This window comes from Bacillus sp. FSL K6-1560, assembly GCF_038592935.1.
Lineage (GTDB): Bacteria > Bacillota > Bacilli > Bacillales > Bacillaceae > Bacillus > Bacillus subtilis.
The window spans coordinates 2,334,001-2,358,715 of the sequence record NZ_CP151946.1; the positions used below are offsets into that span (position 1 = coordinate 2,334,001).

Below are 24,715 nucleotides of genomic sequence, written 5' to 3' on the forward strand. Positions count from 1 at the left end.
TTGCCTTTCCAGAGATTTGGATAGGGGGGAGGGTCACTTGCCCTTACTCCCGTGAACCTTGTTGTGACAGGCGTTACACAGGCTTACAAGGTTGTACAAGTCTAATCTTTTCGCCCAATCTTCCTTTACTTCCACAATATGATGCACCATATCAGCCGAAGTGAAGCAATGATCTTTCAAACAATGCTGACAAAGATAATTGTCTCTTATCAATGCAAGTTGTCTTGTTCGTTTCCAATCTTTTGATTTATAAAAACTTGTTATTGTTTTGTTTCTTGAATGTTTGTTGTAATGTTTTATTTCTTCTTGTTGCTGTGTCTCATGTGTATCGCAGTACCGGCCACGGGTGAGGCTGGGGCACCCAGGGGCGGCGCATATTCTTAATGGCTTAAGAGGCATTAAACTCGACCGTCCTTATAAAACATCATTCCAATTTAGTTAATATTACTTTCATAATTATTCATATTAAAAAACGCCTTTATAAAAAAGACGTTTAAATAATGTTATTAATTTTTAATTAACATGTTTTTTAATTCTCTTCCATCAAATACTTTTAATAGTTCTAGATTATTCACATTGAACCACCAAGTACTTTCAGTTGACCAGAAAAGAAAAAAAGATTGCTCAAACTTTGCCTTTATCATTTCAATATAGTCTATATCTAGATGTAAAGCATCAAATTCTTTAGCGACATTTGCAGGATTAGAATTATAGAATTTTTTAAAGTATTCCTCATCTTCATAACATTTAATGTGCAAAATGTTAGCTTTACTTTTAACTTTAAATAAATAACCTTTATTATATTCAACAAATTCTCTAACGAATTTTGGTCCTAACATCCAATTTGATCCTTTACCTGGAATATAACTCGATGTCCATAATCCGCCTGAACGTCTTTCATTTACGTCTTGTATTAATGATTGTACTTTATCAAACTGAAACTTTTTAAATTCTGGACATATGTATAGTTGATTATCCATTTGTGATTCCCACCTACTGCCTTATTGTTCATAGACATTTAATATAAATTTCGCCATTGTGAAAAAGCACTTTATAGAATGAATAAATCCATCTTTTCATGGAAATAAATCACTCATGAGCGAGTGCACCTACGATTAAAAATTTTCGCTCTTATTAAGGCCTCGCGTTGCATTAGGAGTACACTCAGCCCTTGTCATCGAACGCGGGGCTTTAATATTTTTCTCAAACTATAAACGCCCTCTCGATCAGGAAAGCGTCAATGAATAAAAACACTTTAGAGGTGCTTCTTCAGATGTGATATTTCTTATATAACTTTAAGTATGTTCTAGAGGTACTTTCTAGGAAAACCAGAAAAGCTCTATATTTAGGAAAGTATGCCTCTTCGTAAAAATATTCAGCCCCCTCTGCTTCTAAAAAAAGCCCCCATATCTCTACATCTCTTTCTTCTAAGAGGTGAATATGCTCATCAATTAGAGGCTTGACTAAATCAATCGTATGATCCCAAACACTAAAATCTGGATTAGGTAATGGTTCTGTTTCGTTACTAAATATATCTGCAAAATCTAACCTATCATAAAATTTTAATTTAATAGCAAACAGCTTATTATATAATAGTTTTAACTTATCTTTTTCTAATAGCTGTATATGATTTCTTTTTTCAAGCCAGACTTCCTTCACCAAAGTTAGAACTGTAGTAAAGAGTATTGTGAAGGCAGAGGCTAAAATCGGTATACCTAGTGATTTGAAAAGTTCTAGCAAAGGTTTCCCACCCTCTAGCCTCTTTGGATTAATTGTCTACAACATAAATTTGATTGTCTAGTTTCCCGGTTTTGCGTTCTGCATCGCTAAAATCCATTTTACAAAATTTGAGTTTTTCATTAGTTTCCATTACTATTCTCGTAACAATCTTATAAATATAATCCAACTCAGTTTTTTGAAACGTTTCTAATTCAGGTTCCACAAGATTATTATTTGTATAGTATTCATAACAATATCTGTATCCAACAGCTAACTTTAACAATTCCTGAGAAGCATATTGTTTGTTATCCATAATTAACGAAATAATATTTTCCTTATTAAACCTAGTTATAGCTGTCTCTACATCCTCACCTGTTAATTCTTCCTCACCTGTCACTAAGTTTAGTTGTATCTTTTCGATTTTTCTTTTTATTTCTACAAAAGGAACCTCTTTCATAGAGTTCATTTCATCTATGTGATGAAATTTTCTCAAAAATTCTGATTGACATACTATTGCATAAAGTTCCATATACAACTTATTAAGCTGATTGTAGTAATGATCTCGTTTAAACTGCTTTATACTTACCATAAAATCAGTTCTATTTTGAAAAAACTTAAACAAAATGTTTCCTAAAAGTGTGAATATTGCAGTAGCTACTACAAGACCTATTCTGTCTCCTAAATCCATTTTCTCACCTCCCACCTTATATTATCGGCAAAAGAGAAGAAATAAGAAATAATTTGCAGAATTTGTCGAAAAAAAGTCCCCTAACTTTAATTAAAACTTTACACGTATTTTTATACGTGTTATAATGAGAGTATAGAAAGGAGATGGTAAACATCTAATGAGTTCCAGAGAAATAATCAAACTAATTAAAAATGATGGATGGTACGAAGTCCGAGTAAAAGGCAGTCATCATCAGTTTAGACATCCTCATAAAAAAGGACTTGTGACCATCCCACATCCAAAAAAAGACTTACCAAAAAGAACAGTAAAATCAATCCTTGAGCAGGCAGGGCTAGAATAGCCCTCCTTGCCAAAGGAGTTAATGAAATAAATAATGATATAATAAAATGAAAAAGGGGTTTTGCATCAAATGAAAAAAGATCGTTACATTTATCCAGCCCTTTTCGATTATGACGATGACGGAATCACAGTTACATTTCCTGACTTACCAGGTTGCATAACATGTGGCAATACAGACGAAGAAGCTCTTACCATGGCAAAAGAAGCTATGGCATTACATCTATACGGACTTGAGCAAGATGGTGACGAGATTCCTGCAGCAACACCTACCAAGGAAATTAAAACTGAAGAAAGTCAAAGCATCGTACTAATTGAAACCTGGATGCCGCCTTTCCGTCATGAAATGGAAAACGCAGCTGTTAAGAAAACATTAACAATTCCACGTTGGATGGATGAGATTGCAAAAGAGCATAAGATCAATTACTCTCATCTACTTCAAGATGCAATTAAAGAACATCTTGGGATTTATAAAAATCCAAGGTCTTAATTGTCTTAAGTTAACTTAAACAAAACCATTGAAATATAATTTAACACAAGCAAAAAATAATTATTTATTGAGCAGCCGGCTGGCTGCTCTTTTTTATAGAAAAAGCACTCGCCCGAGGGAAAGCGCCTGTCGATTTATTTGCCTACTGCCATAATACATTACATAAAACAAAATGGTGTGCCGTTATCCTGCCAAGCTTGTGCCATATATTAAAACCCTAAGTTACTTGTTGGCACTATTCCTAAAGATGAACATACATTGATATATTTAGCACTTTTACTTTCATCAAGGAAATACATATATAGAGTTTTCTGCATATCCCATGGATAAAACCCTGAAGAAAAAACACTGTTTATTGACTCACAAACAACATCATCTAAACCAATCACATCCAAATGCCCATCAATTGAATGTCTTGCGCTATTAGCCCAATCAAAAACATTTATTAATCTATCTTCAAACACAATTTTTTTATAGTGATCAAAATATCCATTTTTTTGCAAATCACTAATAACATTTACATCCTCATTAAATTTCTCATTTGAGATATTCCTTATAAAAAAATCTATAGCCTCTTCTTTCTCATTATCAATCAATCCATTTCTTAATAAAGCCGCTAAGATTTTAAACTTTCTATAACCCATTTTTATTAGTTTTGTTCTCCAAAAATTCCGGGCCCCTTCTTCACTATGATAAAATTTAGTGATTGATTGAGGGTAATCATATAAAAACTGTGCCTCAAGACCCAAAGCCCCCCTCTGCTTAATTAAATCAACTACACTCTGAGATACTCTTGGAAGTTTAATCAGTTCATTATAAAAAGATAACTCTCTTTCATTGGGGGATATTGGATGAAGATCATCGTATTTTAAGAATACTTCATAGATTCCTTGTGTAAACTTATCTATATCTTCATCATTATTTAATATAAGAGACACTTCTTTTAATAATTTGGTGGGATCTGCTTTTATACTAGTAAAATCAGGATTAAAGTGTTTATCTATCGTTTGTAACAATGAATCTACCCCACCATTTACAACAAATTTGGGTAGGTTTGATTTTAAAAATAGCCAGAAAGATTCTACATGAGAATAATCAATTATATTTTGTTTAGAATGCGCACAATCATTTTTCCTGTTTTTCCAGTAAGCAGCTTGTTGCCTCAGATCATCTGTTAAATCAAAAATTCTACTATTTTCATCGTTTCTTTTTATACATTCGTTAACTTCTTTATCCCAAGAATCATCTTTTCTTAAGTTTTTAGTTATAGCACCCCATTTTTGATCTTTTATGTTTGTTGGCTTTTCTGAATTGAGTATCCGTTCTTTAATAATTGACTGAAAACCTAACACAGAAAATAAAAGCGCTGCCCTATAAGCTGAAGCTTTATAACATGTTATAGACTCAATAAATAAATCCTTTATATCTTCTTTAAACTCCTGTTCATTTAACCACTTCTCAATTGGCAATATCATTATAGTTTCCTCCTGTTTGTTTCCCTTAACTTAAATCTTACTAACAAATCTAGGAATTATCCATATCTTACTATACTTTGCAACTCGTTGAACCAAGCCGCCCCCTTGTCCTCTTTGTTTTCGACCAATATCCTTAAACTGAATTACGCACCTGGAATTGAAAAAAAATGCAACGTAAAAGACTTATCCATATAGATAAGCCTTGTAATTCATTCTTTAACTGGTGACACTTTCTTATAAACCTCTTCCCTCAGAGCAAATGCCAATCGGTAAAGAGCTTTTGCTTTAACACGAGAATAGCTGCGCGCGCTCAGGTCCATTTCACCATACACTTCATAATCATACATTTCTTCCGGCTGCATATAGAGCATGACAATGACCTGTCGTTCTCTTTGAGTAAGCCGGTTAACAGCCCTTTGAATCCTTTTTAGAAATTTATCACGCTGAATCTCCCAATCAAGACGTTTTAATGCTGCATCTTCTGTCGATGAATGAAATTCATTCGTAATACTCGGCGGAACAACGCTATAAGTTGGTGTAACCTTTGGTAAAAAATCATCTGGCACTTGTAAGAGATATAACCGGTATTGATCAAGCAGCTGCTCTGCTTTTGCTTTAGTGGCTTCTTCGTCAATCTGAGGCAGGTTTAATGTCATTTGATTCATATTTAACCTCCTGATTATTCAAAATAAAAAGGACACTGAACAAACAGCGCTAATGCTGTAGGTTCAGTGTCCGCAGGCTTTCCGTCTTGGACTTAATTTTTATAGACTTTTATCGGCTTTTTATATAAGTCTTCTAATTTCACTACCATAGTTTTTGTGCATAATCTAGGGTCATATTTATCTCCCAATAAAATGACTTCCTTACTTATTGGATGTAATATGAACCACTCATTTTTATCTTCATCTTCTATAAAAACATGTTTCTCGTATGTTAAATTAATCGACTTAAATACAATTCCTGTTATAACAGGAATCGCAGTACAGGTTATAAAAAACATCAATATAGCAGCAGTTAACATATCAAATTCTTTGAATTGAGGAAAAGCGAGCAATAAATATACCTGAATGTAGAAAATGAATAAAAGCAACAAATATAAACAAACCATAAAAATTTTAAAAAAACCATTAGATTTTATCTTATACATTTTATGCTCAGGGTTTCTTATTTCATTTAAAGATACAAGGACAATAATTATTATCCCTATTATGACTTCAGCTGTAACAGACCAGTTTCTATTATAATCCCAATTGAGTTTTTCTCTTAATGTCTCCCCTAAGGAGGCAAAAATAACCATCCAGGCTAATGTATAAAAAATGTACTTGCATAATTTAACAATGAACATTTTTTCCTTAGAGAACAGCTTTTGTTCAAAAACAACTGAAGAAAACATAGTAATAGGCTGAAAAACCTTAAAAAGATTCGCAGCAATGAATATACTTGTAATAACGATAGTAGGCACTCCAAAGGAGGCCAAAAGCGTTTTAAAGCTATCTACTAAATTCATCAATTAACACCTTCTTTTTCTTTATCATCCTATTTTATCAATTTACAATCTCCCCCTCAACGTGCTAACCCCACATATCAATCTGTTGTCATTAGGGAGTTCTTTAGTAAAAAAAAGAACACCGAAACAAACAGCGTTATAGCTGTAGGCTCAGTGTCCGCAGGCTTTCCGTCTTGGACATAATTTAAACTTTTCTCTTTATCTTCTTTCTACTATCAAGTTTAACTTCTTTCTCTAATAAATATCCTTGTAAAATTAGCTCAAGTTCCTTATATGCTTTTTTTCACTAAAAATATTTAAAGAAGGTAGTGCTTTAAATGATGCTGCTCCAATAAATCATAACATACCTGTAATAACTCCAAGGGCTAATAAAAAGCTCTTAAAATCTCCTAGATTGGCTGTGTTATCATTAATACTTGTTGTAAAGCCTATCCCAAAAATACTAACAGGTATAGCTACTACAATAGATGGTATAACAATTTTAAGAAATGAACCAATTGAATATAACTCAAGATTGGAGTTTTTCGAAATTATATAAGGTAAAATGCGTTGTTCAATAACTTTATCATTATATTTTTTTCTATTTAAATGTTTTTTTATGGCCCTATATGAAAGTGAATAATATAAATCACCAATCTCCCATTCAGGGTCAACCAACATTGCGTATTTCCTTAAAGTAATCGCAATTATCGCCATAATTGGAAAGATTGAAAGGCTTATAGTGAATATAATAGCGTTATACTTTGAGATATTTAATATAGCAGTTAATTCTTCAAATAAATAATATAAATTTTTAAATAAAAATTCCCTTCCGATTAGAAAGTAAGCTATTATACCAACAACCCCCAGAAAGAAGAAAAGCCTCTTTTTCCTTCGGTCTTCTTTAGATTTTAAAAAAGATGATATCCAAAACACATTTTTGAAACTCTTAGCACGTTTTATCTCTAGTGCCATCTTAAATATTTCTTTATCTATATTCATATTATCCCTCCTCCAACTAATCTTACGATCTGAATGGAAGATAGTTTCAATAATTCCCAACCAAATAAGATTTCAATATTCAATCCCCAAATCTCTTGTTTCCTTCCTTAACCCGCTGCTCGTATGCCAACAAATAAGCGTTCATTTTATCCTTAAATCTTTCCTGTAAATAAAAATTTAGCGCCTGTTCCGGATCCTGCAGGTTTATGGTTTTCTTCTCATAAACCAAAAACTCTATCAGCAGAATGAGAGAATAATAATTATGCCGCAGCGCTTCTCGATACCAATCTCTAACTTTCAAACCTGCGCTCCAAATTTAAGAACAATCCATATTCTTTAATGAACGCCAATGAGACAGTACCAACAGGACCGTTTCTCTGTTTAGCAATAATGATTTCAATTATGTTTTTACTTTCGCTTTCCTTGTCATAATAATCGTCCCGATAAAGAAACCCAATGACATCCGCATCCTGCTCAATTTGCCCTGATTCCCTAATATCAGACATCATCGGGCGCTTATCCTGCCGCTGTTCAACGCCCCTTGAAAGCTGACTAAGAGCAATCACACAAATGTCTAACTCTCGAGCCATATGCTTGAGCATACGGCTTATTTCGCCTATTTCCTGTGTTCTGTTCCCCCTGTGCTTTGCTGAACCTGTAATCAGTTGCAAATAATCAATAATGATCAAGATATCCTTGCCGGCATACTCCCGTTTCATTTTCCTTGCCTTTGACCATATCTCATTTACTGTGACGCCCGGGCGGTCAAATATTCTTAGATCAGCGGAACCGAGAATATCATTTGCTTGTGAAAGCTTGTTCCAATCATTAGCTGTCAAATTTCCTGTTCTCATTGCACATCTGCATTGATATTTCCGAGAATGGACGCCATTCTTTTTAAGAGCTGCTTACGTGACATTTCAAGAGAGAAAATACCTACTGCACCGCCGCTATATTGATTTACTGAACTGCCCATAGAATTTGCCGCAACGTTTAAGCAAAAAGCAGTTTTCCCGACAGACGGCCGAGCGGCAACGATAACCAATTATTGTATTAAACACCAAAATTATCCATACAACAATGCGAAATGCAATGGAGAAAGCAGCAATATTAGGAAAGCTCAAAAAAATCCTTGTTATGGTATCGAGATTAAAACAAATAAAAAACGAGAATACTATATGGAGTTTATCAATTGCGATGACATACCTCTTTTTTTACGTGTAGCATATGAATATGGTTATATGTACTATATTTTCTTTAAAACACTCGGAAATACTGGCATGCACAAAGGCGAGACTGCTGCTTTACAGTGGTCAGATATTGATTTAAAAAATAAAACCAGCTCAATTTCTAAAACTCTAGATTTTAAAGCAGCTTCAAAAGATGAATTATTTGGCGACCCTAAGACTTATACATCCAGGCGTATTATTACTATTGATCAAAGGTTGGTAAATGAACTTCACGAACTTAGAAAACGACAAAACAAAGATAAACTTCAGCTTAACGGGATCTATCACCATGACCTTAACTTAGTCTTCACTCGCAAAGATGGTTCACATTATAATGCTTTTGTCCGAATACTAAATAAAGCTGGTCTAGAAACTCCCTATTCACGCCCTTCATGACACACATGCTGTTTTGTTCCTTGAGTCAGGTGCTTCAATGAAATATGTAGAAGAACGACTGGGTCATAAAAGTATTCAAGTTACGTCAGATATTTACTCACATATCAGCAAAAAGATTGATAGGGATTCAATGAATAAGTACGAAAATTATATCTCCACTATTATGGAGTAATTTTTTATTGTTTTTTTGTGGGTGTTTTGTGGGCGCTCTATGATTTATATTAAGTTATCAAAATTGTTAACGAATCAAAAAATCCCCTGACACCAATAGTGCCAAGGGATTGAAAGATTAATACTGAGACATATACTGTTCGCGTTCCCAAGGATGTACTTGCGTGCGGAACATATCCCATTCGATTTCTTTTGCTTCGATGAAGTGTTCGAATAGGTGCTCGCCCAGCGCTTTGACCATGACTTCGTTTGATTTGAATTCTTCTAGTGCTTCCGCAAGTGTTGCTGGAAGGTCAACGATTCCGTTTTCCATGCGCTCTTCTTTGCTCATCACATAGATGTTGCGGTCGATTGGAGCCGGCGCTTCCAGTTTGTTTTTGATTCCGTCTAATCCTGCAGCGAGCAATACGCTAAGTGCAAGGTATGGGTTAGCAGCTGGGTCTACGCTGCGTACTTCTACACGTGTGCTGATGCCGCGAGAAGCCGGGATACGGATAAGCGGGCTTCTGTTTTGCGCGCTCCATGCTACATAGCAAGGTGCTTCATAGCCAGGAACAAGACGTTTGTATGAGTTTACTGTCGGGTTTGTTACTGCTGTAAAGCTTGTTGCGTGCTTCACGATACCTGCAATGAAGTGTTTCGCTGTTTCACTTAACTGAAGATCTGCGTTTTCGTCAAAGAATGCGTTAACACCATTTTTGAAGAGTGATAGATTGCAGTGCATACCTGAACCGTTCACACCGAACAATGGTTTTGGCATAAATGTCGCATGCAGGCCGTGTTTGCGGGCAATTGTTTTGACAACTAGTTTAAATGTTTGGATGTCATCACAAGAGCGGACTGCTCCAGCATATTTAAAGTCGATTTCGTGCTGACCAGGTGCTACTTCGTGGTGAGACGCTTCGATTTCAAAGCCCATCTCTTCAAGCTCAAGTACGATATCGCGGCGGCAGTTTTCTCCTAAATCAGTTGGAGCTAAGTCGAAATATCCGCCTTTGTCGTTTAGTTCAAGCGTTGGCTCGCCTTTTTCGTCCAATTTGAATAAGAAGAATTCAGGCTCAGGTCCAAGGTTAAAATCACTGAAGCCGAGGTCTTCCATTTCTTTCAGAATCCGTTTTAAGTTGTTTCGCGGGTCACCTTCAAAAGGTGTGCCATCCGGATTATAAATATCACAGATGAAACGTGCTACTTTACCTTTTTCAGCTGTCCATGGGAAGATAACAAATGTATTTAGATCTGGATACAGGTACATGTCTGACTCTTCGATACGAACGAATCCCTCAATAGAAGAACCGTCAAACATGACTTTATTATCAAGCGCTTTTCCAAGCTGGCTTACAGGAATCTCAACATTCTTGATTGTTCCAAGAATGTCAGTAAATTGAAGACGGATATACTTCACGTTTTCTTCTTTTACTAATTTTTCGATATCTTCTCTAGTGTACTTTGCCATTTGGTAAAATTCCTCCTCTTAAAAGGTAAATGTATATAGCAAAACAGTTGCTAACGGATTAATGAAAGAAGCGGGACATGTCGCCTTGACGGAATGTATTCCCTCTTTGAAAACGGCCGGCTTGCATGAGCTCGTTTTTCAGGAGCTGTCTCAGTTCGTCATCGGACAGATCATGTTTCATTGGTTTTTTCGTCTTCTCACTTTGTTTTTGCTCTGGCTCGGCTTCGGCTTTCGCCAGAATCTGTTTAATTCCTGCCATGTTTACACCTTGTTCTATCAGGTGCTTGATTTCTAACAGTTTATCTACATCATGAAATGAAAATAATCGTCTATTCCCTTCACTTCTGGCTGGAAATATTAGTCCATTTTCCTCATAATATCGAATTTGTCTTGCTGATAACTCAGTTAACTGCATGACAATTCCTATTGGAAATAAAGGCATTGAGCGGCGAATATTATCACTCATCTCAATTTCCTCCTTTTCTTAACTTAGTTTCATTATAGGTGATGTTATATTTTGTGTCAATAAGATGTAAGGATTCTTAACATCGAATTCAGAGAAATTTTTAAAAAATTTAAATTAATTGCTTTTCCATCAATGAATCCACTGCACTGCATATGGCATTCTTCACATGCGAATAGGTTAATCCTCCCTGAACATACGCTACATACGGCGGGCGGATAGGGCCATCAGCTGATAATTCGATGCTTGCTCCTTGAATAAACGTGCCTGCTGCCATAATGACATCATCTTCGTATCCCGGCATGTAGGCTGGATAAGGCGTCACATGAGCATTGATTGGCGATGCAAATTGTATGGCCTGACAAAAGGCAATCATCTTTTCTCTGTCAGAAAACTCAACGGATTGTATTAAATCCGTTCTTTTTGCATCCCATTTCGGGTTTGAAGTGAAGCCAAGTTTTTCAAGGAATCTCGCTGTAAACACCGCTCCCTTTAAACTTTGAGACACAACGTGAGGCGCCAAAAAGAAGCCTTGGTACATTTCTTGGAGCGAGTAAAGAGATGCCCCCGCTTCTCTGCCGATACCTGGTGACGTCATACGGTATGAGCAAGCTTCAATCCATTTCGCTTTTCCGACAAGGTAGCCGCCTGTTTTCGCAAGGCCGCCGCCCGGATTTTTTATGAGAGATCCCGCCATCAGATCGGCTCCAACATGGCAAGGCTCAAGCTCTTCCACAAATTCTCCGTAACAGTTGTCCACAAAGACGATCAGGTTTTCATTGATTTCTTTTACAAAACGTATCATTTCTTTTATTTCACTAATTAAGAAAGAAGGGCGATTCGCATATCCTTTTGAGCGCTGAATGCCGATTACTTTGGTTTTCGGATTGATCGCAGCGGCGACTGCATCATAGTCTATCTTTCCATCTTTCGTCAGATCAACCGCATTATAGCCGATTTGAAAATCCTTTAGCGATCCAGCGTTTTCTCCACCCCTGACGCCCACAATTTCCTCTAGCGTATCATACGGCTTGCCCGTGATATAAAGGAGCTCGTCCCCCGGTCTGAGGACACCGAACAAAGCAATTGAGATGGCATGTGTGCCTGAAATGATTTGCGGCCTTACAAGCCCCGCTTCTCCGCCAAACACATCCGCATATATGCTTTCAAGCGTGTCTCTTCCGATATCATCATAGCCGTATCCAGTAGACGGCGTAAAATGAGTGTCGCTTACTTTGTGTTTTCTATAGCTTTGAAGCACTCTCCACTCATTTCGCTCGCTGATTTCTTCTATTTGTTTATGAATGCCGGCAATGTCCGCTTCCACTTCCATTGCCGTTTTCTTCAATAATTCTCCGTGTGTTAATGTGTCAAACATGTCTTTATATTTCCTTCCTACATATACTTCTTTAATTCACCGATGATACTTTGCTCTTCTTGGACATAGCCGGATATGTCATACTGTTCATTTTCTTCATTAAAATAGAAGCGGTCTACCATCGTTTCCGATTTGATTCTGGAAAGGAGCTTCCCTTCACTTGCCGGCACATGTGCTTCAAAAGACGTTAACAGTTCTTGGCGCAAATAGCGCTGAATCGCTTCTTTAAAGATTTCAGCGTCGTCCTCAAATTTCGCACTGACCATAATGTGATCCCTTCCGGCGGACGGTATAAAATCAGGCAGTTTTTGATCACGTTTATTGTAAGCCGTCAGCATCGGGATATCATCTGCTTCAAGCTCCTCAAGCAGCCGAAGCACTGTTTTTTCATGTCCCGCATAATCCTCATTTGAAGAATCAATTAAATGCAGAATTAAATCCGCTTCTTTTACTTCCTCAAGCGTTGAGCGGAATGCAGCAATCAATGTCGTCGGAAGATCCTGAATAAATCCTACTGTATCTGATAGAAGAACACTGTAGCCGCTTGGCAGGACCATTTTTCTGGTCATCGGATCGAGCGTGGCAAACAGGAGGTCTTCTTCATAGCTGTCAGCACTCGTCAGACGGTTGAACCATGTTGATTTCCCTGCGTTTGTATAGCCGACAAGCGCAATTTGAAGCACACCGTTTTTCTTTCTTCTTTCACGGTATCGGCTTCTATGGCGAATGACAGTGGAAAGCTGTGTGTTGATTTCATGAATGCGATTTCTGATATGGCGGCGGTCGGTTTCCAGTTTCGTTTCCCCGGGACCTCTTGCCCCAATTCCACCGCCTTGCCGGGAAAGGTTGATCCCTTGTCCCGTCAGACGCGGCAGTGCATATTGCAGCTGAGCCAGCTCAATTTGAAGTTTGCCTTCTCTCGTTCTCGCCCGCTTTGCAAAAATATCTAATATCAATTGCGTGCGGTCAATCATCTTCACTTCAATTGCTGTTGCCAATGACTTCAGCTGACTTGGCGACAGTTCATCATTAAAGATGAGGAGATCAGCTTCAAGCTCTTCCACCAGTGCCTTCAGCTCTTCTACCTTCCCTTTTCCTATATATGTAGCGGCGTCAGCCCTGTTCCGTTTTTGTGTGACGCTGGTCAGTACTTTTCCGTCTGCTGTTTTCGTCAGAGATGCTAGCTCTTCCATAGAATTTTCAAAATGCTCATCCGTGATATGCGGCAGCTGACATCCGACTAAAATGGCTTTCTCCTGAATCGTTTCTTGTTCGTTCAAATGGATGTTCCTTTCTTTTGCATATTGGGCAGTAGTATTATCATACCAAACCCTGCATGTGTATACCACAAATCGATTGCTTTGAAAAGCGGAAATACGAGCAAAAACAGACCTCTCAAAAACTGAGAGGTCTATGCAGATCCAGATGCTTCTTCTTTAATGGAAAGATCTTGGCTTTTGATGGTCATCAAGTCGCTTTTTAAGTATTGGTCTCCCATTAAAAGCCTCATGGCTTGTGCTCTGATCGATTTTTCGATCACATTTCTGACAAAACGTCCATTGCTGAATTTAATGGGACTTGTCGTGCTTTTCACTGTCATTAAGTAATCTTTCAATTTCCATTCAGCTTCTTGACTGAGCTGGTATTCCCTTTCATCGATCATTCGTTTCGCAATCTCCATGAGCTGTGTCACAGAGTAATCCGGAAAATCAATGGAGATGGGAAATCTTGATTGGAGACCGGGATTTAACGAGAGAAAATGATCCATTTCCCGTGAATATCCGGCGAGTATCAAAATAAACTCATGCTGTTTGTCTTCCATATGCTTGACAAGTGTGTCGATCGCTTCTTTCCCAAAGTCCTTTTCGCCGCCTCTTGCCAACGAGTAGGCTTCGTCTATAAACAAAATGCCACCTAATGACTTTTTGATTAAATCTCTCGTCTTTTGGGCGGTGTGTCCGATATACTCCCCGACCAGGTCAGCCCGCTCCGCTTCTATTAAGTGGCCTTTTGACAGGACATTCATTTCAAAGAACAGCTTGCCGATGAGCCGTGCAACCGTCGTTTTTCCCGTTCCCGGATTTCCTTTAAACATCATGTGCAGCGCTTGCTTTCCAACCTTCAAGCCTTGCTCCGCGCGTTTTTGGTTCACAAAAATCCAGGCGTATATTTCCTTGATGTTGCGTTTCATTTCCTCCATCCCAACTAATGCGCTCATCTCTTTTTCGATTTCCTTCAAAATGCCGTGCTTTGCTTCGTTTTTTTGCAATGCAGCCTGATATTCCGCCTCTGCCTCAGCATTCGTCAGCACCTGCTTTTGCCCGTTCAGAATAATGTTGATCTGTCCGTTGTTTTTATAAGTCACAGCGCGCTCCAACATCTTCACCTCTCTGTTCTCTCTATATGATATTCAAGCGGATGCCGATTGTGACAAACGCCTATCATGTGTCGAAACAATTGCTTTTTTCGGGAACAATAAGGAATCCTGCGCTTTCCCGAGAAATACTTTATTTCTTATTGTATTCACGGACATGGGGTGGACAAACCATGAGATTTTGTTTTTAATCATTTGTCAGAGTATTATAGTGAGCTTCTTTTTCTCATTATTATCCCCATTCGCCAATCCTTTTTTCATGCAACGGGCTGTTTTTTGTACGAAGCGTATTACCCGCCGTAAGATACCTGAAGTGTTTTTCTTTTTTTCGATTTATAAAGTGGTGTCTTTAATGAAAGGAGCTTTTCTCATCAATTTACGTTTCAAATGCTTATGAACGTAAAGCTTAAAATCAGCAGGAATCAGTGCAGGTTAACCGAACCCATAGTACATACAAACATATGGCATATGCACATATTTCATTTTGGGCCGTATCTGTTGTCGCTTCATGTTGAATTGTGCGCTTTCCCGAGAAATAATTCCCGGTGTGAAAGGGTTATTTCCTCATTTTTCAGTTGAATGATAATCGTACAAGCAGAAGCCGTGTTTTTTCATATCCTGTAATGAGGTGATGAAAAATGGTTAAAATTTTTATTGATCCTGGCCATGGCGGTTCTGATCCAGGCGCAACAGGTAATGGCCTTCAGGAAAAAACGTTAACCCTGCAAATCGCTTTAGCCTTACGTACGATATTAACTAATGAATATGAAGGCGTTTCTTTGCTGCTGAGCCGGACAAGCGACCAATATGTCAGCTTAAACGACCGGACAAATGCCGCAAATAACTGGGGAGCAGATTTCTTTTTGTCCATTCACGTTAATTCCGGGGGAGGCACAGGTTTTGAAAGCTATATTTATCCAGGTGTAGGAGCTCCGACGACGACTTATCAATCGACAATTCACTCTGAAGTGATACAAGCTGTCGACTTTGCCGATCGCGGCAAAAAAACAGCGAACTTCCACGTCCTAAGGGAGTCGGCAATGCCTGCCCTCTTGACCGAGAACGGCTTCATTGATACCGTTGCCGATGCAAATAAGCTGAAAACGAGCAGTTTTATTCAAAGCTTAGCGAGAGGACATGCAAACGGGCTGGAGCAAGCCTTTAACCTTAAAAAGACTTCCAGCTCAGGGTTATATAAGGTTCAAATCGGCGCATTTAAAGTCAAAGCGAATGCCGACTCGCTCGCAAGTAAAGCCGAAGCCAAAGGTTTTGACTCGATTGTCCTTTTAAAGGACGGATTATACAAAGTGCAGATTGGCGCATTTTCATCCAAAGACAATGCAGACACCCTCGCTGCCAGAGCGAAAAATGCCGGCTTTGACGCTATTGTGATCCTAGAATCATAGCCGAGACAGGGACGAGCGTCTCATAAAAAAACCCGGCTCCTCATCGCGAGAAACCGGGTTTTTTTATTCAAGAATATCAACAACAAACTGTGACCATGTTTCCAGACGGTTGTAGATGTCTTCCTGTTTTAATTCAGAAACTTTCATCCATTTACCCGCAATTTGTTCTTTCTCCTTCACTTCCACTTGTGCCCCAGGCTTTAATTGAAGCGCAGAAAGAATACCGATATGCACTTTGCCAACACTGTTTTCATCATCATTGATCAATCCCAGTGTGACAATCGCCTGTTTATCTTCTTCATTTATTTGCAGTTCTTCCTCAAGCTCACGGTCTGTGTTCAGCTTTAAGACTTCAGCAAATGAAGCTGTCCCTTCGATGGCGTTCATATGGCCGCCAAAGCCGAGAGAAAGCTTGTTGTGCAGACGCGATTCACCGCCGCCAGCCAGCCGCTCGTAAAGAAAAACTTCATCTTCACGCTTAATGACGACATAAGGTATCGGCTGCTTGAAACGCGGATCTTCTTCTGCGTCCCCTCTTCTCATTTCACGATAGGCCGCTTCAATCTGAGCCATGATTTCTGCTACTCTGCGATCTTCACTGTACACGCCCTGGAAGGTTAAGCTTTCTTTCTTAAACACATCATCGCGCGGGGCAACTAAAATCATTTCGTCCATTTTTCCCATGGGTACTGCGTCCTCCTCATTTGAACCTTCAAGCCGAAAAGAGCAGATATTATATCTGCTCTTTTTCATCTTCAAAATAAAAGTCATCATCTTTGAGCGGCTCAACTGTCGCTTTTTTATAGCCATTTCCCTTCATAGAGAAGAAGTCATGTGATTTTGTTTTTGTGTTTAATCCGTTTAAAACGATCGGATTAATATCTTCCTCTTCGAAGTATGGATCAAATCCAAGATTCATCAGCGCTTTATTCGCATTATAGCGGATGAATTTCTTTACATCGTGTGAGAGTCCGACTTGATCGTACAAGTCCTCTGTATATTCAAGCTCATTTTCATATAACTGATTCAGAAGGTCAATCGCAAATTCACGAAGCTCTGCTTTTTTCTCTTCTGTCTGTTTATTATAAATTTCCTGAGCAAGGAGACCGACATACACGCCGTGAATCGCTTCGTCACGAAGGATCAGGTTAATGATCTCACCGCTTTGCATCAGTTTTCCTTGTCCGTAGAAATATAACGGATAATAGAAACCGCTGTAGAAAAGGAAGCTTTCCAGATAGACGGAAGCAACCATCGCTTTGAACAGTGAAATTTCATCATCTTTTTGAATGGCTTTGTAAAGCCCGACAATCATTTGCGCTTTTTTCTGCAAATATTTATTTTGTTTAACCCATTCAAATACTTCATTGATCGTTTCAGTCGGTGCAAGGGTCATGAAAATATTAGAGTACGACTTCGCATGGACAGCGTTCTCCATCATCGCCATAAAGTTCAGCACCGCTTTCCGCTGGTGGCCATCTACGTGTTCAGCCACGATCGGCATCCCCGTATTCCCCTGCTCTGTATCAAGAAGCGTAAGTCCGGCCAGTACCTTCATATAAGTATCCTGCTCATTTTTCCCGAGGTACTTCCATGTGAGAAGATCTCCGTTTAAAGCAATCTCTTCCGGAAGCCAGAACTGTTTCACGTTTTGGTTATAGAACATTTGGGTAAAATCGTCTTCATGCTTTGACCAGTTTGCTGCGTCATAAATTTTTGTCACTATAAACTCTCCTTTAATCAAACAACACAAGAAAGGCAGCTGTCTTGCCCAGTATCTTTCGTTCTTGCATAGTAAATGGTTTTAATTCCTCTATGATGTGCATACAGATCGATTCGGTTTAAATCACGGGTCGTCATTGTGTCTTTTAAGAACAATGTGAAGCTGATTCCCTGATCAATGTGCTGCTGGATAGTGGCGATCATATCCACAACCTTGAACATGTCCATATCGTAGGCTTCTTTATAGAAGAACCAGTTATTAGATGCAAGCCCAGGCATTGGGTAGTACGTTTTTGAGTTGCCGTATGTTCGTTCTTCAATCCGTTCCATAATCGGCATAACAGACGCCGTGCTTGATTGAACGTATGAGATAGAGCCTGTCGGCGCAATGCATAATCTGTAGCTGTGATACATACCATGTTCAGCCACAAATGCTTTTAGCTTTTTCCAGTCCTCTGTCGTCGGGATATGCATACCTTCAAACAGATTAGCTATTTTTTCATATTTCGGTGAGAAATCAGTAGAAACGTATTTGTCAAAGTATTCACCTGTCGCATAGGTTGAGCCTTCATATTGATCAAATGTTTCGCCCTTCTCTTTTGCGATTTCCGCAGAACGCTGGATGGAGTAGAAGTTCACCATCATAAAGAACGTGTTTGCAAAGTCACGCGCTTCCGGACTTTCATACGCAATGCCGTTTTGCGCAAGGTAGCCGTGAAGGTTCATAGCACCGAGGCCGATTGATTTCATCGCTTTGTTTGCCCGTCTTACAGCAGGCGCATTACGGATGTCAGTTGTTTCAGACACGTGTGTTAAAGAGTCTGTCGCAAGCTTGACTGTCTTTTCGATTGATTTATGCTCCATGACATTGAGAATGTTAAGCGAACCCAGGTTGCAGGAAATATCCAGACCGATTTCATCTTCTTCATCATAGTCTGTGTATGAAGAAACTTGAGATGCCTGCAGCACTTCAGAGCAAAGGTTAGAAAATTTGACCTTGGAAATATGGTTATTCGCATGCACTTTATTGACGTTATCTTGGAACATGATGTATGGATAGCCTGATTCAGAACGAAGCATCGCCAATTTTTCAAGCAGTTTCCGCGGGTTGATTTTTTCCTTTTTCACCCGAGGGTTGTCGACAAACTTGTCGTACATTTCGTTCATGTCCATCTCATCCATGTGCTGGCCGTACTCTTTATAAATCGTGTGCGGATAGAATACATAAGCCGCTTTGTCCTCGCGTGCAAGCTCAACGAACTTATCCGGAATGACAACACCGATCGAAAGCGTTTTGACGCGCACATCTTCATCCGCAGAAATCTTTTTCGTATCAAGAAAATCATTGATATCGCGGTGGAAAATGTTTAAATACGCCGCGCCGGACCCTTGTCTTTGTCCCATTTGGTCAGCGTAACGGAACGCGTTATCAAGAAGCTTCATGACGCCTACAACGCCTTTTGTCGCATTCTCAACATCTTTAATGGCTTCACCTTTCGCGCGAAGCTTGGACAGGTTAAGAGAAACCCCGCCGCCAAGCTTAGAAAGCTGCATGGAGATATCGATTGCTCTTGAAATGTCATTTAAAGAATCATTAACTTCGAGCAAGAAGCAGCTCACAAGTTCACCGCGGCGTTTTCTGCCGGCATTCAAAAATGTCGGTGTGCTCGGCTGATATTCTTGATTGATCATCAGGTTTACATATTCTTTTGCTTTCTCAGTGTCGCCGTTAGCGAAGAACAGCGCAACAATTGAGATCCGGTCCTCATAACGCTCGAGGATTTTTTTCTTGTCATTCGTTTTCAAAGCATAGTCATTATAGAATTTAAACGCACTCATGAAGGAAGGAAAACGAAACTTCTTAGCGTAAGCTGTCTTAAACACTTCTTTAATGTCTTCAAAAGAATAAAGGCTTAAGAATTCCTCTTCGTAGTATTGATTTTCAACCAAATAATCCAGCTTCTCTTTTAAATCGTGAAAGAAGACTGTGTTTTGATTGATATAATCTACAAAATAGCTATGTACAGCCTCTTTATCCTTATCAAACTGGAATTTCCCATCTTTTTGGATCATGATTTCGTTATTTAACTGGATCCATTTTGGCACTTGATTTTGTGACAACTCTTTCTACCTCCTGAGTAAACAATTCAACGTCTTTAGATGTGCCGCTGAGTTCAAATTTGTGCAAGATCGGCACCTGATATTGTCTTGAAATGGTATCGGCGCTTTTTGCAAAGTTATCGCCCCATACTTTGTTGCCGCTCGCAGCGACTCCTAATAAGAGATGGGCGTATTTTTCGAGAAATGATTGTGTTGATGCCGGTACCTGGCCGAAGTTTGTCGTGTAGGTGACCAAAACAAACGGAGTGTCCACGTGGTCCATTTCGTCCACCTTGCGTATCTGCTGAAAGCCTGTTTTATTCACAAACCGCTGAACATTCCCTGTTTTCGAATCAAATATGATTTGTACCACGTTTTATCACGACCTATCAAAAAATATGAATCTCTCATCACTAACACTATATATAGTATACTACCCTCTAGCAAAAACACAATATATAGATTCGTTTTTATGAAAAATTCATATTTTGATCAAATCAGGCAAATGGGCAGACTCATTAGGGCCCAAAAAAGAGAGCAGAACGAGAATCATCTCTCGTCCTACTCGGGGTGTCGTTTTTAGCCGATGTATATCATAACATGAAAAAAAACTGCTTAGTAGTCTAGATTTTTTTTTCTTAAGCTATCACAGCATTTTTCGCTCTCTACTGTTTCTTCTATTTCAACATCCGCGCCGATCTCTTCTAAAACCGCCTTCAAAGCAGTGATAATTGACGCTTCTCTGATTAATTCTTTTCCGTTCACAATGATACTTGTTCCGTATTCATAGCAAGAATCATCTTCGCAAATTTCTTCCCAATGATTCACGATCACTTTATGCTTCATGTTTTCACCCTCTGTTTGATCTGTGTCTGTATTTAGTTTAGCGGCTGGCATCCGCTTTGTAAATTCGAATGCTTGTGAATTTTATTCAAGCTCATCATCCGCGTATTCTTTCTTCAGCTTTACCTCATTGCGGGACTCATTATACTCATAAATTTTGATATAGCCGTCCTCCATAACGCCAAAATGGTTATGTTCAAGTGGAAACGAGGTGGGCTGAGGCGTTTCATAGTCTGAATTGCCGCTGTCTGTTTCAATAATGGTATCTTGATTCCCGCACGCCCCGAACAGTAAAAAGACAGCTATCCATACAAGTGCAATCCTGATTCGTCTCAGTTCTGCTTCACTTTCAAACAAGGTCGATCACTCCCAAATTCATTTTATACATAATATACCATTTTTACTTCCGTATGTTGTTCTCATAAAAAAAGACCATGCCTTGGCATGGTCAGCTTACAAAAAAAAGCTTGGAGCAAAAGTGGATGAATGTTAAAAATGGCCGCCGGGAACCCCCGGCAGCCTTTCCTCATGTCTTGACATGGCATTTTTTGATCTATTCGAGTTCAAGCTGGACGTTTTTTTGCGGCGCAAACGTTGAGATCGCATGTTTATATATAAGCTGCTGCTTACCTTCCGATTCCAACAATACGGTAAAGTTATCAAAGCCTTTCACCTGGCCCCGCAACTGAAAGCCGTTCAGCAAAAAAACAGTGACATACGTATTTTCTTTCCGGATTTGATTCAAAAACTGATCCTGAATATTAATCGGTTTCATGTTTCGTCCTCCTTGATTCTCTATATCATACAGTTTCGATTAAAGTTCGAGTTTTCCTGCTATATGTGTGAAAATTTCCTTTTTTTTCAGCTCCATATCAACAGGCGGTGTCATATCGAACCATGTGACCTGCATTTTGTTGCGAAACCACGTCAACTGGCGTTTCGCATACCGCCTCGAGTTCTGCTTTAGCTGTTCGACAGCATCGGAAAGTGTCACAAAACCGTCAAAATATGCATACAGCTCTTTATAGCCTATCGCCTGTATTGATTGACAGTCTCTCACGTTCTTGTCGTATAAGCGTTTCACTTCCGGAAGAAGGCCTGACTGCATCATCATATCGACCCGCTGATTAATTCTTTCGTAGAGCGTGTCTCTATCCATTGTCAGGCCAATTAACACTGCATTGTACAGAAGTTCTCGTTTTTGTTCCTTCAAATGCTGGGACATCGTTTTTCCGGACGTATGTAAAATTTCCAGTGCGCGAATGACTCTTCTTGTATTATTCGGATGAATCGCAGCTGCTGCCTCGGGATCTGCTGCAGCAAGTTTGGCATGAAGAAAGTCAGCGCCTTCCCGCTCAGCAGCCATTTGCATGCTCTCTCGAAACACGGGATCATTTGCCTCTTCCGTAAATGTATAATCGTAAAGCACAGATTGTATATAAAGCCCTGTACCGCCGACAATCATCGGAAGCTTTCCTCTATTTGCAATCTCGCTGATTTTATTTCTTACTAAGCTTTGATAATCGGCAGTAGAGAAAGAGTCTTGGGGATCTAAAATGTCAATCAGATGATGGGGCACTCCCTCCATCTCCTGTTCGGTAATTTTAGCTGTTCCAATATCCATCCCTTTATAAATCTGCATCGAATCTCCGCTGATAATTTCCGCGTTTAAGGATTTGGCTAGCTGAATACTTAAATTGGTTTTCCCCACTGCCGTCGGTCCGACTAAAATGACAACGGGCTGCTTCGTATTATTCAATATGTATCACTCTCTTTTATAAATCTCCCCCCATTATAGCATTCAACATGGACAACCACCTATCCATCTTGCCCTTTTTTTGCATCGGTAAACATCCTTCTACCAGCCGAGCGGCTCATTGCCGACAATTTCCCTTGTCTTTCCTTTCAGGGTATGACGATGCGTTTTTCTTCTGTCATCTCCGGGATCGTACACAACCCCTCCGTACTGGATCTCAATCGGCTCGTTATAGGCCAGATACGTCGTTTCTTCGATTTCATGATAATGTGTGCCATCTGCTAAGGGAATCGCCGGTCCTGAGATTCCGTAATACCGATGAAAATGGCCGTTTTCAAATGAAGTGATCCCTGTATAGTAATGTGTATGCTGATCGGTATTTGATCCGTTTGCCGGCTGAGTAAACCCTTCGATGAGATGATAATGGCCCTGTTCTCTCGTTGTTTTGACATGATAAGCATGTGCGTGGGGCGGTGCTTTTGACCAGTCAGACTGATACAGGCCCAATGTGTTCACATCCTCCTTTTCCTCGATTCGCCCAATCAAATCCGGGCAGGGTGAATACACTGCATCATCTACACTTTATTACAGGAGGAAAGAAAACATGAACGAGTTAGAGCATTTCAGCCCTGAAGATACAAGAATATTTGGAAGGCCGTTCGGATTCGGGAGACCATTTGGGTTTGGAAGACCGTTCGGGTTCGGTTACGGGTTTGGAAGACCCGGATTTGGTTATGGGTTTGGCCGGCCATTCGGATTTTTTGGAGGACCGTTTATCGGCGGCCTTGCAGGCGGGCTTATAGGAAGCGCTTTATTTAATCCTTATTTGTATGGCGGATACCCCTATTATCCGTATGCCCCGTTCCCTTTTTATTATTAAACGCACAAGACCCCTTAAAAAGGGGTCTTTTTAAGTGTGTGAAAATGAATCTCTTGACTCATACATAGGCATACACTAATATTTTTCTAGCTGAAGTTTTTTCTAATCTAAAAATATAGTGAGGAGAATTCATGATGTTGATAGGATATATATTCCTCACGATTGCCATATGTTCGGAATCGATAGGAGCAGCCATGCTGAAAGTATCTGATGGCTTCAAAAAGTGGAAGCCAAGTGCTTTGGTCGTTATTGGCTATTCCCTCGCCTTTTATATGCTGTCCCTGACTTTAAACCATATTCCCCTGAGCCTCTCCTATGCGACTTGGAGCGGGGCGGGCACGGTGCTGACGACAGTGATCGGAGTAAAATGGTTCAAGGAAGATCTGAATGCCAAAGGGCTTATCGGGATTCTTTTATTACTATCAGGGGTCGTGTTACTTAATTGGCAGTAAAGGAGTGATGAAGATGAGAGGATTGCTTTATTTGGCTCTCGCCATTGTATCTGAAGTGTTTGGGAGCACGATGCTGAAGCTTTCAGAAGGATTTACACAAGCCTGGCCCATTGCCGGAGTCATAGTCGGATTTCTTTCTGCTTTTACGTTTCTAAGCTTTTCTTTAAAAACAATTGACTTATCAAGCGCGTATGCAACATGGTCGGGCGTTGGTACCGCACTTACAGCAATTGTCGGGTTTTTGCTTTTTGGCGAAACCATCAGTTTAAAAGGTGTATTCGGTCTCACGCTTGTCATTGCAGGCGTGGTCGTGCTAAATCAATCGAAAGCCCACGCTGAAGATAAAAAACAGACGGCCTGTGAGTGACCGTCTGTTTTCTTTATTCTCCACCCAGTTTCACAGAGGCTTCAAGCTGCAGCTCGACATTTCCTTGAATTGCACGCGAAATCATGCATGACGACTCCGCTTTTTTACAAAGCTTGTGCGCCAATGCGACGTCGTCTTGTGAAGCATCATGTTTAAGCACGACAGAGGGACGGTGAATGATCTTTTTGTATGTAAAGACTCCTTTTGTGACGTCGACAATGCCTTCTGACTCCATCTGTAAGTCTTCTTTTTCCAGCCCGCTTCTCTCCATCATCGCTGCAAGTGTAATAATGTAACAGGTCGCTGCCGCCCCGAGAAGCATTTCATCTGGGTTGGTCCCTTCTCCCGGGCCATCCATTTCTTTAGGAATGGAAATCGATGTGATCAGGTTTCCGCTTTCGATCGTACCGACATCATTGCGGTTACCCGGCCAATTCGCTTTTAAATAAAAATGATGATCTGCCATTGTTTTGCCTCCTTTTTTATCCTATTTCAGTCTACTGATCTTCTCTTATTTTGTCTTCTG

At 39.5% G+C, this 24,715-nt stretch carries 31 protein-coding genes and 1 pseudogene; 7 read left to right on the forward strand and 25 right to left on the reverse strand.

Annotation, left to right across the window (positions count from 1 at the left end; translation table 11 throughout):
* Nucleotides 1-33: 33 nt before the first annotated feature.
* The 4 genes from NYE22_RS12860 to NYE22_RS12875 all read right to left on the reverse strand — a co-directional run bounded on the left by NYE22_RS12860 (nt 34) and on the right by NYE22_RS12875 (nt 2,407).
* On the reverse strand, nt 34-399 hold the full coding sequence (locus NYE22_RS12860; RefSeq protein ID WP_342411895.1) for an HNH endonuclease: 366 nt from the start codon (nt 397-399) through the stop codon (nt 34-36).
* Between the two features lie 107 nt (nt 400-506).
* The gene (locus NYE22_RS12865) at nt 507-980 is read right to left on the reverse strand and encodes a hypothetical protein (protein WP_339202602.1); all 474 of its coding nucleotides are present in this window, start codon (nt 978-980) and stop codon (nt 507-509) included.
* A gap of 289 nt (nt 981-1,269) precedes the next feature.
* Nucleotides 1,270-1,740 (reverse strand): hypothetical protein, encoded by a 471-nt coding sequence (locus NYE22_RS12870; RefSeq protein ID WP_339202600.1) that lies wholly within the window; start codon nt 1,738-1,740, stop codon nt 1,270-1,272.
* 28 nt (nt 1,741-1,768) lie between these two features.
* Nucleotides 1,769-2,407: a hypothetical protein gene (locus tag NYE22_RS12875; protein ID WP_339202598.1), complete on the reverse strand. Its 639-nt coding sequence runs from the start codon at nt 2,405-2,407 to the stop codon at nt 1,769-1,771.
* A gap of 157 nt (nt 2,408-2,564) precedes the next feature.
* Here NYE22_RS12875 and NYE22_RS12880 point away from each other — a divergent pair, with 157 nt between their 5' ends.
* Together NYE22_RS12880 and NYE22_RS12885 are read left to right on the forward strand one after the other, a co-directional pair.
* A complete protein-coding gene (locus tag NYE22_RS12880) occupies nt 2,565-2,747 on the forward strand; it encodes a type II toxin-antitoxin system HicA family toxin (protein WP_010329616.1) in 183 nt (60 codons plus the stop codon).
* A 69-nt stretch (nt 2,748-2,816) separates the two neighbouring features.
* Nucleotides 2,817-3,233 carry a type II toxin-antitoxin system HicB family antitoxin gene (locus NYE22_RS12885; protein ID WP_268469807.1) on the forward strand — a complete coding sequence of 139 codons (417 nt, stop codon included), beginning with the start codon at nt 2,817-2,819 and terminating at the stop codon, nt 3,231-3,233.
* Nucleotides 3,234-3,442: 209 nt separating this feature from the next.
* Here NYE22_RS12885 and NYE22_RS12890 read toward each other — a convergent pair whose 3' ends face one another.
* From NYE22_RS12890 to NYE22_RS12915, 6 genes and pseudogenes are all read right to left on the reverse strand, one after another.
* Entirely contained in the window at nt 3,443-4,708 is a 1,266-nt protein-coding gene (locus NYE22_RS12890; RefSeq protein ID WP_342411896.1) for a hypothetical protein, read from the reverse strand.
* 209 nt (nt 4,709-4,917) lie between these two features.
* Complete coding sequence (locus NYE22_RS12895; RefSeq protein WP_342411897.1) at nt 4,918-5,373, reverse strand: ArpU family phage packaging/lysis transcriptional regulator; 456 nt, start codon at nt 5,371-5,373, stop codon at nt 4,918-4,920.
* Nucleotides 5,374-5,465: 92 nt separating this feature from the next.
* On the reverse strand, nt 5,466-6,218 hold the full coding sequence (locus NYE22_RS12900) for a hypothetical protein (RefSeq protein WP_029726454.1): 753 nt from the start codon (nt 6,216-6,218) through the stop codon (nt 5,466-5,468).
* Between the two features lie 336 nt (nt 6,219-6,554).
* On the reverse strand, nt 6,555-7,199 hold the full coding sequence (locus tag NYE22_RS12905) for a hypothetical protein (protein WP_342411898.1): 645 nt from the start codon (nt 7,197-7,199) through the stop codon (nt 6,555-6,557).
* Between the two features lie 79 nt (nt 7,200-7,278).
* Complete coding sequence (locus NYE22_RS12910; protein ID WP_029726456.1) at nt 7,279-7,500, reverse strand: hypothetical protein; 222 nt, start codon at nt 7,498-7,500, stop codon at nt 7,279-7,281.
* Nucleotides 7,490-8,244, reverse strand: a pseudogene (locus tag NYE22_RS12915) (DnaB-like helicase C-terminal domain-containing protein); the annotation flags it as partial. The pseudogene NYE22_RS12915 and the gene NYE22_RS12910, both read right to left, overlap by 11 nt.
* Before the next feature lie 133 nt (nt 8,245-8,377).
* On the opposite strand from NYE22_RS12915, the gene NYE22_RS12920 reads away from it, so the two are divergent.
* Nucleotides 8,378-8,824, forward strand: coding sequence for a site-specific integrase (locus tag NYE22_RS12920; protein WP_231940252.1), 447 nt, complete (start codon nt 8,378-8,380; stop codon nt 8,822-8,824).
* Nucleotides 8,825-9,113: 289 nt separating this feature from the next.
* Here the strand turns inward: NYE22_RS12920 and glnA are convergent, their stop codons facing one another.
* The 5 genes from glnA to spoVK form a co-directional block, all read right to left on the reverse strand.
* Nucleotides 9,114-10,448: a type I glutamate--ammonia ligase gene (gene glnA / locus NYE22_RS12925; protein ID WP_003231737.1), complete on the reverse strand. Its 1,335-nt coding sequence runs from the start codon at nt 10,446-10,448 to the stop codon at nt 9,114-9,116.
* A gap of 58 nt (nt 10,449-10,506) precedes the next feature.
* The gene (gene glnR / locus NYE22_RS12930) at nt 10,507-10,914 is read right to left on the reverse strand and encodes a transcriptional repressor GlnR (RefSeq protein WP_014476884.1); all 408 of its coding nucleotides are present in this window, start codon (nt 10,912-10,914) and stop codon (nt 10,507-10,509) included.
* A gap of 109 nt (nt 10,915-11,023) precedes the next feature.
* A complete protein-coding gene (locus NYE22_RS12935) occupies nt 11,024-12,289 on the reverse strand; it encodes an aminotransferase class I/II-fold pyridoxal phosphate-dependent enzyme (RefSeq protein ID WP_029317829.1) in 1,266 nt (421 codons plus the stop codon).
* 17 nt (nt 12,290-12,306) lie between these two features.
* Entirely contained in the window at nt 12,307-13,569 is a 1,263-nt protein-coding gene (gene hflX, locus NYE22_RS12940; protein WP_032725748.1) for a GTPase HflX, read from the reverse strand.
* A 131-nt stretch (nt 13,570-13,700) separates the two neighbouring features.
* A complete protein-coding gene (gene spoVK, locus NYE22_RS12945; RefSeq protein ID WP_003231746.1) occupies nt 13,701-14,669 on the reverse strand; it encodes a stage V sporulation protein K in 969 nt (322 codons plus the stop codon).
* A gap of 632 nt (nt 14,670-15,301) precedes the next feature.
* Between spoVK and cwlC the strand changes: the two genes are divergently transcribed.
* The gene (gene cwlC / locus NYE22_RS12950) at nt 15,302-16,069 is read left to right on the forward strand and encodes a sporulation-specific N-acetylmuramoyl-L-alanine amidase (protein WP_014476879.1); all 768 of its coding nucleotides are present in this window, start codon (nt 15,302-15,304) and stop codon (nt 16,067-16,069) included.
* 63 nt (nt 16,070-16,132) lie between these two features.
* Here the strand turns inward: cwlC and NYE22_RS12955 are convergent, their stop codons facing one another.
* From NYE22_RS12955 to NYE22_RS12995, 9 genes are all read right to left on the reverse strand, one after another.
* On the reverse strand, nt 16,133-16,753 hold the full coding sequence (locus NYE22_RS12955) for a hypothetical protein (protein ID WP_249851037.1): 621 nt from the start codon (nt 16,751-16,753) through the stop codon (nt 16,133-16,135).
* Between the two features lie 49 nt (nt 16,754-16,802).
* Nucleotides 16,803-17,792: a class 1b ribonucleoside-diphosphate reductase subunit beta gene (gene nrdF, locus NYE22_RS12960; protein WP_003231754.1), complete on the reverse strand. Its 990-nt coding sequence runs from the start codon at nt 17,790-17,792 to the stop codon at nt 16,803-16,805.
* Nucleotides 17,793-17,809: 17 nt separating this feature from the next.
* Nucleotides 17,810-19,912, reverse strand: coding sequence for a class 1b ribonucleoside-diphosphate reductase subunit alpha (gene nrdE, locus NYE22_RS12965; RefSeq protein WP_014479842.1), 2,103 nt, complete (start codon nt 19,910-19,912; stop codon nt 17,810-17,812).
* Nucleotides 19,872-20,264: a class Ib ribonucleoside-diphosphate reductase assembly flavoprotein NrdI gene (nrdI, locus tag NYE22_RS12970; protein WP_003231758.1), complete on the reverse strand. Its 393-nt coding sequence runs from the start codon at nt 20,262-20,264 to the stop codon at nt 19,872-19,874. Before nrdI ends, nrdE begins: the two co-directional genes overlap by 41 nt.
* Before the next feature lie 242 nt (nt 20,265-20,506).
* Entirely contained in the window at nt 20,507-20,737 is a 231-nt protein-coding gene (locus NYE22_RS12975) for a hypothetical protein (RefSeq protein WP_003245262.1), read from the reverse strand.
* An 81-nt stretch (nt 20,738-20,818) separates the two neighbouring features.
* Nucleotides 20,819-21,091, reverse strand: a complete 273-nt coding sequence (locus tag NYE22_RS12980) for a YmzC family protein (protein ID WP_014479841.1) — start codon at nt 21,089-21,091, stop codon at nt 20,819-20,821.
* Between the two features lie 196 nt (nt 21,092-21,287).
* A complete protein-coding gene (hfq, locus tag NYE22_RS12985) occupies nt 21,288-21,509 on the reverse strand; it encodes an RNA chaperone Hfq (RefSeq protein WP_003221097.1) in 222 nt (73 codons plus the stop codon).
* Between the two features lie 39 nt (nt 21,510-21,548).
* Nucleotides 21,549-22,493: a tRNA (adenosine(37)-N6)-dimethylallyltransferase MiaA gene (gene miaA / locus NYE22_RS12990; RefSeq protein ID WP_021479248.1), complete on the reverse strand. Its 945-nt coding sequence runs from the start codon at nt 22,491-22,493 to the stop codon at nt 21,549-21,551.
* A gap of 99 nt (nt 22,494-22,592) precedes the next feature.
* Nucleotides 22,593-23,006, reverse strand: a complete 414-nt coding sequence (locus NYE22_RS12995) for a YmaF family protein (RefSeq protein WP_003231769.1) — start codon at nt 23,004-23,006, stop codon at nt 22,593-22,595.
* 88 nt (nt 23,007-23,094) lie between these two features.
* Here NYE22_RS12995 and NYE22_RS13000 point away from each other — a divergent pair, with 88 nt between their 5' ends.
* From NYE22_RS13000 to ebrB, 3 genes are all read left to right on the forward strand, one after another.
* On the forward strand, nt 23,095-23,370 hold the full coding sequence (locus tag NYE22_RS13000; RefSeq protein WP_003245252.1) for a hypothetical protein: 276 nt from the start codon (nt 23,095-23,097) through the stop codon (nt 23,368-23,370).
* Between the two features lie 134 nt (nt 23,371-23,504).
* A complete protein-coding gene (gene ebrA / locus NYE22_RS13005) occupies nt 23,505-23,822 on the forward strand; it encodes a multidrug efflux SMR transporter subunit EbrA (protein ID WP_015483253.1) in 318 nt (105 codons plus the stop codon).
* Nucleotides 23,823-23,835: 13 nt separating this feature from the next.
* Complete coding sequence (gene ebrB / locus NYE22_RS13010) at nt 23,836-24,189, forward strand: multidrug efflux SMR transporter subunit EbrB (protein WP_003245163.1); 354 nt, start codon at nt 23,836-23,838, stop codon at nt 24,187-24,189.
* Nucleotides 24,190-24,202: 13 nt separating this feature from the next.
* On the opposite strand, the gene NYE22_RS13015 is transcribed toward ebrB, so the two are convergent.
* The gene (locus NYE22_RS13015) at nt 24,203-24,655 is read right to left on the reverse strand and encodes an OsmC family protein (RefSeq protein WP_003231775.1); all 453 of its coding nucleotides are present in this window, start codon (nt 24,653-24,655) and stop codon (nt 24,203-24,205) included.
* Between the last annotated feature and the right edge of the window lie 60 nt (nt 24,656-24,715).

Excerpts from the sequence above, each read along its gene's own strand:
- NYE22_RS12860 (WP_342411895.1), bottom strand. The coding sequence starts at position 399 with ATGCCTCTTAAGCCATTAAGAATATGCGCCGCCCCTGGGTGCCCCAGC.
- NYE22_RS12865 (WP_339202602.1), bottom strand. The coding sequence starts at position 980 with ATGGATAATCAACTATACATATGTCCAGAATTTAAAAAGTTTCAGTTT.
- NYE22_RS12875 (WP_339202598.1), bottom strand. The coding sequence starts at position 2,407 with ATGGATTTAGGAGACAGAATAGGTCTTGTAGTAGCTACTGCAATATTC.
- NYE22_RS12880 (WP_010329616.1), top strand. The coding sequence starts at position 2,565 with ATGAGTTCCAGAGAAATAATCAAACTAATTAAAAATGATGGATGGTAC.
- NYE22_RS12885 (WP_268469807.1), top strand. The coding sequence starts at position 2,817 with ATGAAAAAAGATCGTTACATTTATCCAGCCCTTTTCGATTATGACGAT.
- NYE22_RS12890 (WP_342411896.1), bottom strand. The coding sequence starts at position 4,708 with ATGATATTGCCAATTGAGAAGTGGTTAAATGAACAGGAGTTTAAAGAA.
- NYE22_RS12895 (WP_342411897.1), bottom strand. The coding sequence starts at position 5,373 with ATGAATCAAATGACATTAAACCTGCCTCAGATTGACGAAGAAGCCACT.
- NYE22_RS12900 (WP_029726454.1), bottom strand. The coding sequence starts at position 6,218 with ATGAATTTAGTAGATAGCTTTAAAACGCTTTTGGCCTCCTTTGGAGTG.
- NYE22_RS12905 (WP_342411898.1), bottom strand. The coding sequence starts at position 7,199 with ATGAATATAGATAAAGAAATATTTAAGATGGCACTAGAGATAAAACGT.
- NYE22_RS12920 (WP_231940252.1), top strand. The coding sequence starts at position 8,378 with ATGGAGTTTATCAATTGCGATGACATACCTCTTTTTTTACGTGTAGCA.
- glnA (WP_003231737.1), bottom strand. The coding sequence starts at position 10,448 with ATGGCAAAGTACACTAGAGAAGATATCGAAAAATTAGTAAAAGAAGAA.
- glnR (WP_014476884.1), bottom strand. The coding sequence starts at position 10,914 with ATGAGTGATAATATTCGCCGCTCAATGCCTTTATTTCCAATAGGAATT.
- NYE22_RS12935 (WP_029317829.1), bottom strand. The coding sequence starts at position 12,289 with ATGTTTGACACATTAACACACGGAGAATTATTGAAGAAAACGGCAATG.
- spoVK (WP_003231746.1), bottom strand. The coding sequence starts at position 14,669 with ATGTTGGAGCGCGCTGTGACTTATAAAAACAACGGACAGATCAACATT.
- cwlC (WP_014476879.1), top strand. The coding sequence starts at position 15,302 with ATGGTTAAAATTTTTATTGATCCTGGCCATGGCGGTTCTGATCCAGGC.
- NYE22_RS12955 (WP_249851037.1), bottom strand. The coding sequence starts at position 16,753 with ATGGGAAAAATGGACGAAATGATTTTAGTTGCCCCGCGCGATGATGTG.
- NYE22_RS12975 (WP_003245262.1), bottom strand. The coding sequence starts at position 20,737 with ATGAAGCATAAAGTGATCGTGAATCATTGGGAAGAAATTTGCGAAGAT.
- hfq (WP_003221097.1), bottom strand. The coding sequence starts at position 21,509 with ATGAAACCGATTAATATTCAGGATCAGTTTTTGAATCAAATCCGGAAA.
- NYE22_RS13000 (WP_003245252.1), top strand. The coding sequence starts at position 23,095 with ATGAACGAGTTAGAGCATTTCAGCCCTGAAGATACAAGAATATTTGGA.
- ebrA (WP_015483253.1), top strand. The coding sequence starts at position 23,505 with ATGTTGATAGGATATATATTCCTCACGATTGCCATATGTTCGGAATCG.
- ebrB (WP_003245163.1), top strand. The coding sequence starts at position 23,836 with ATGAGAGGATTGCTTTATTTGGCTCTCGCCATTGTATCTGAAGTGTTT.
- NYE22_RS13015 (WP_003231775.1), bottom strand. The coding sequence starts at position 24,655 with ATGGCAGATCATCATTTTTATTTAAAAGCGAATTGGCCGGGTAACCGC.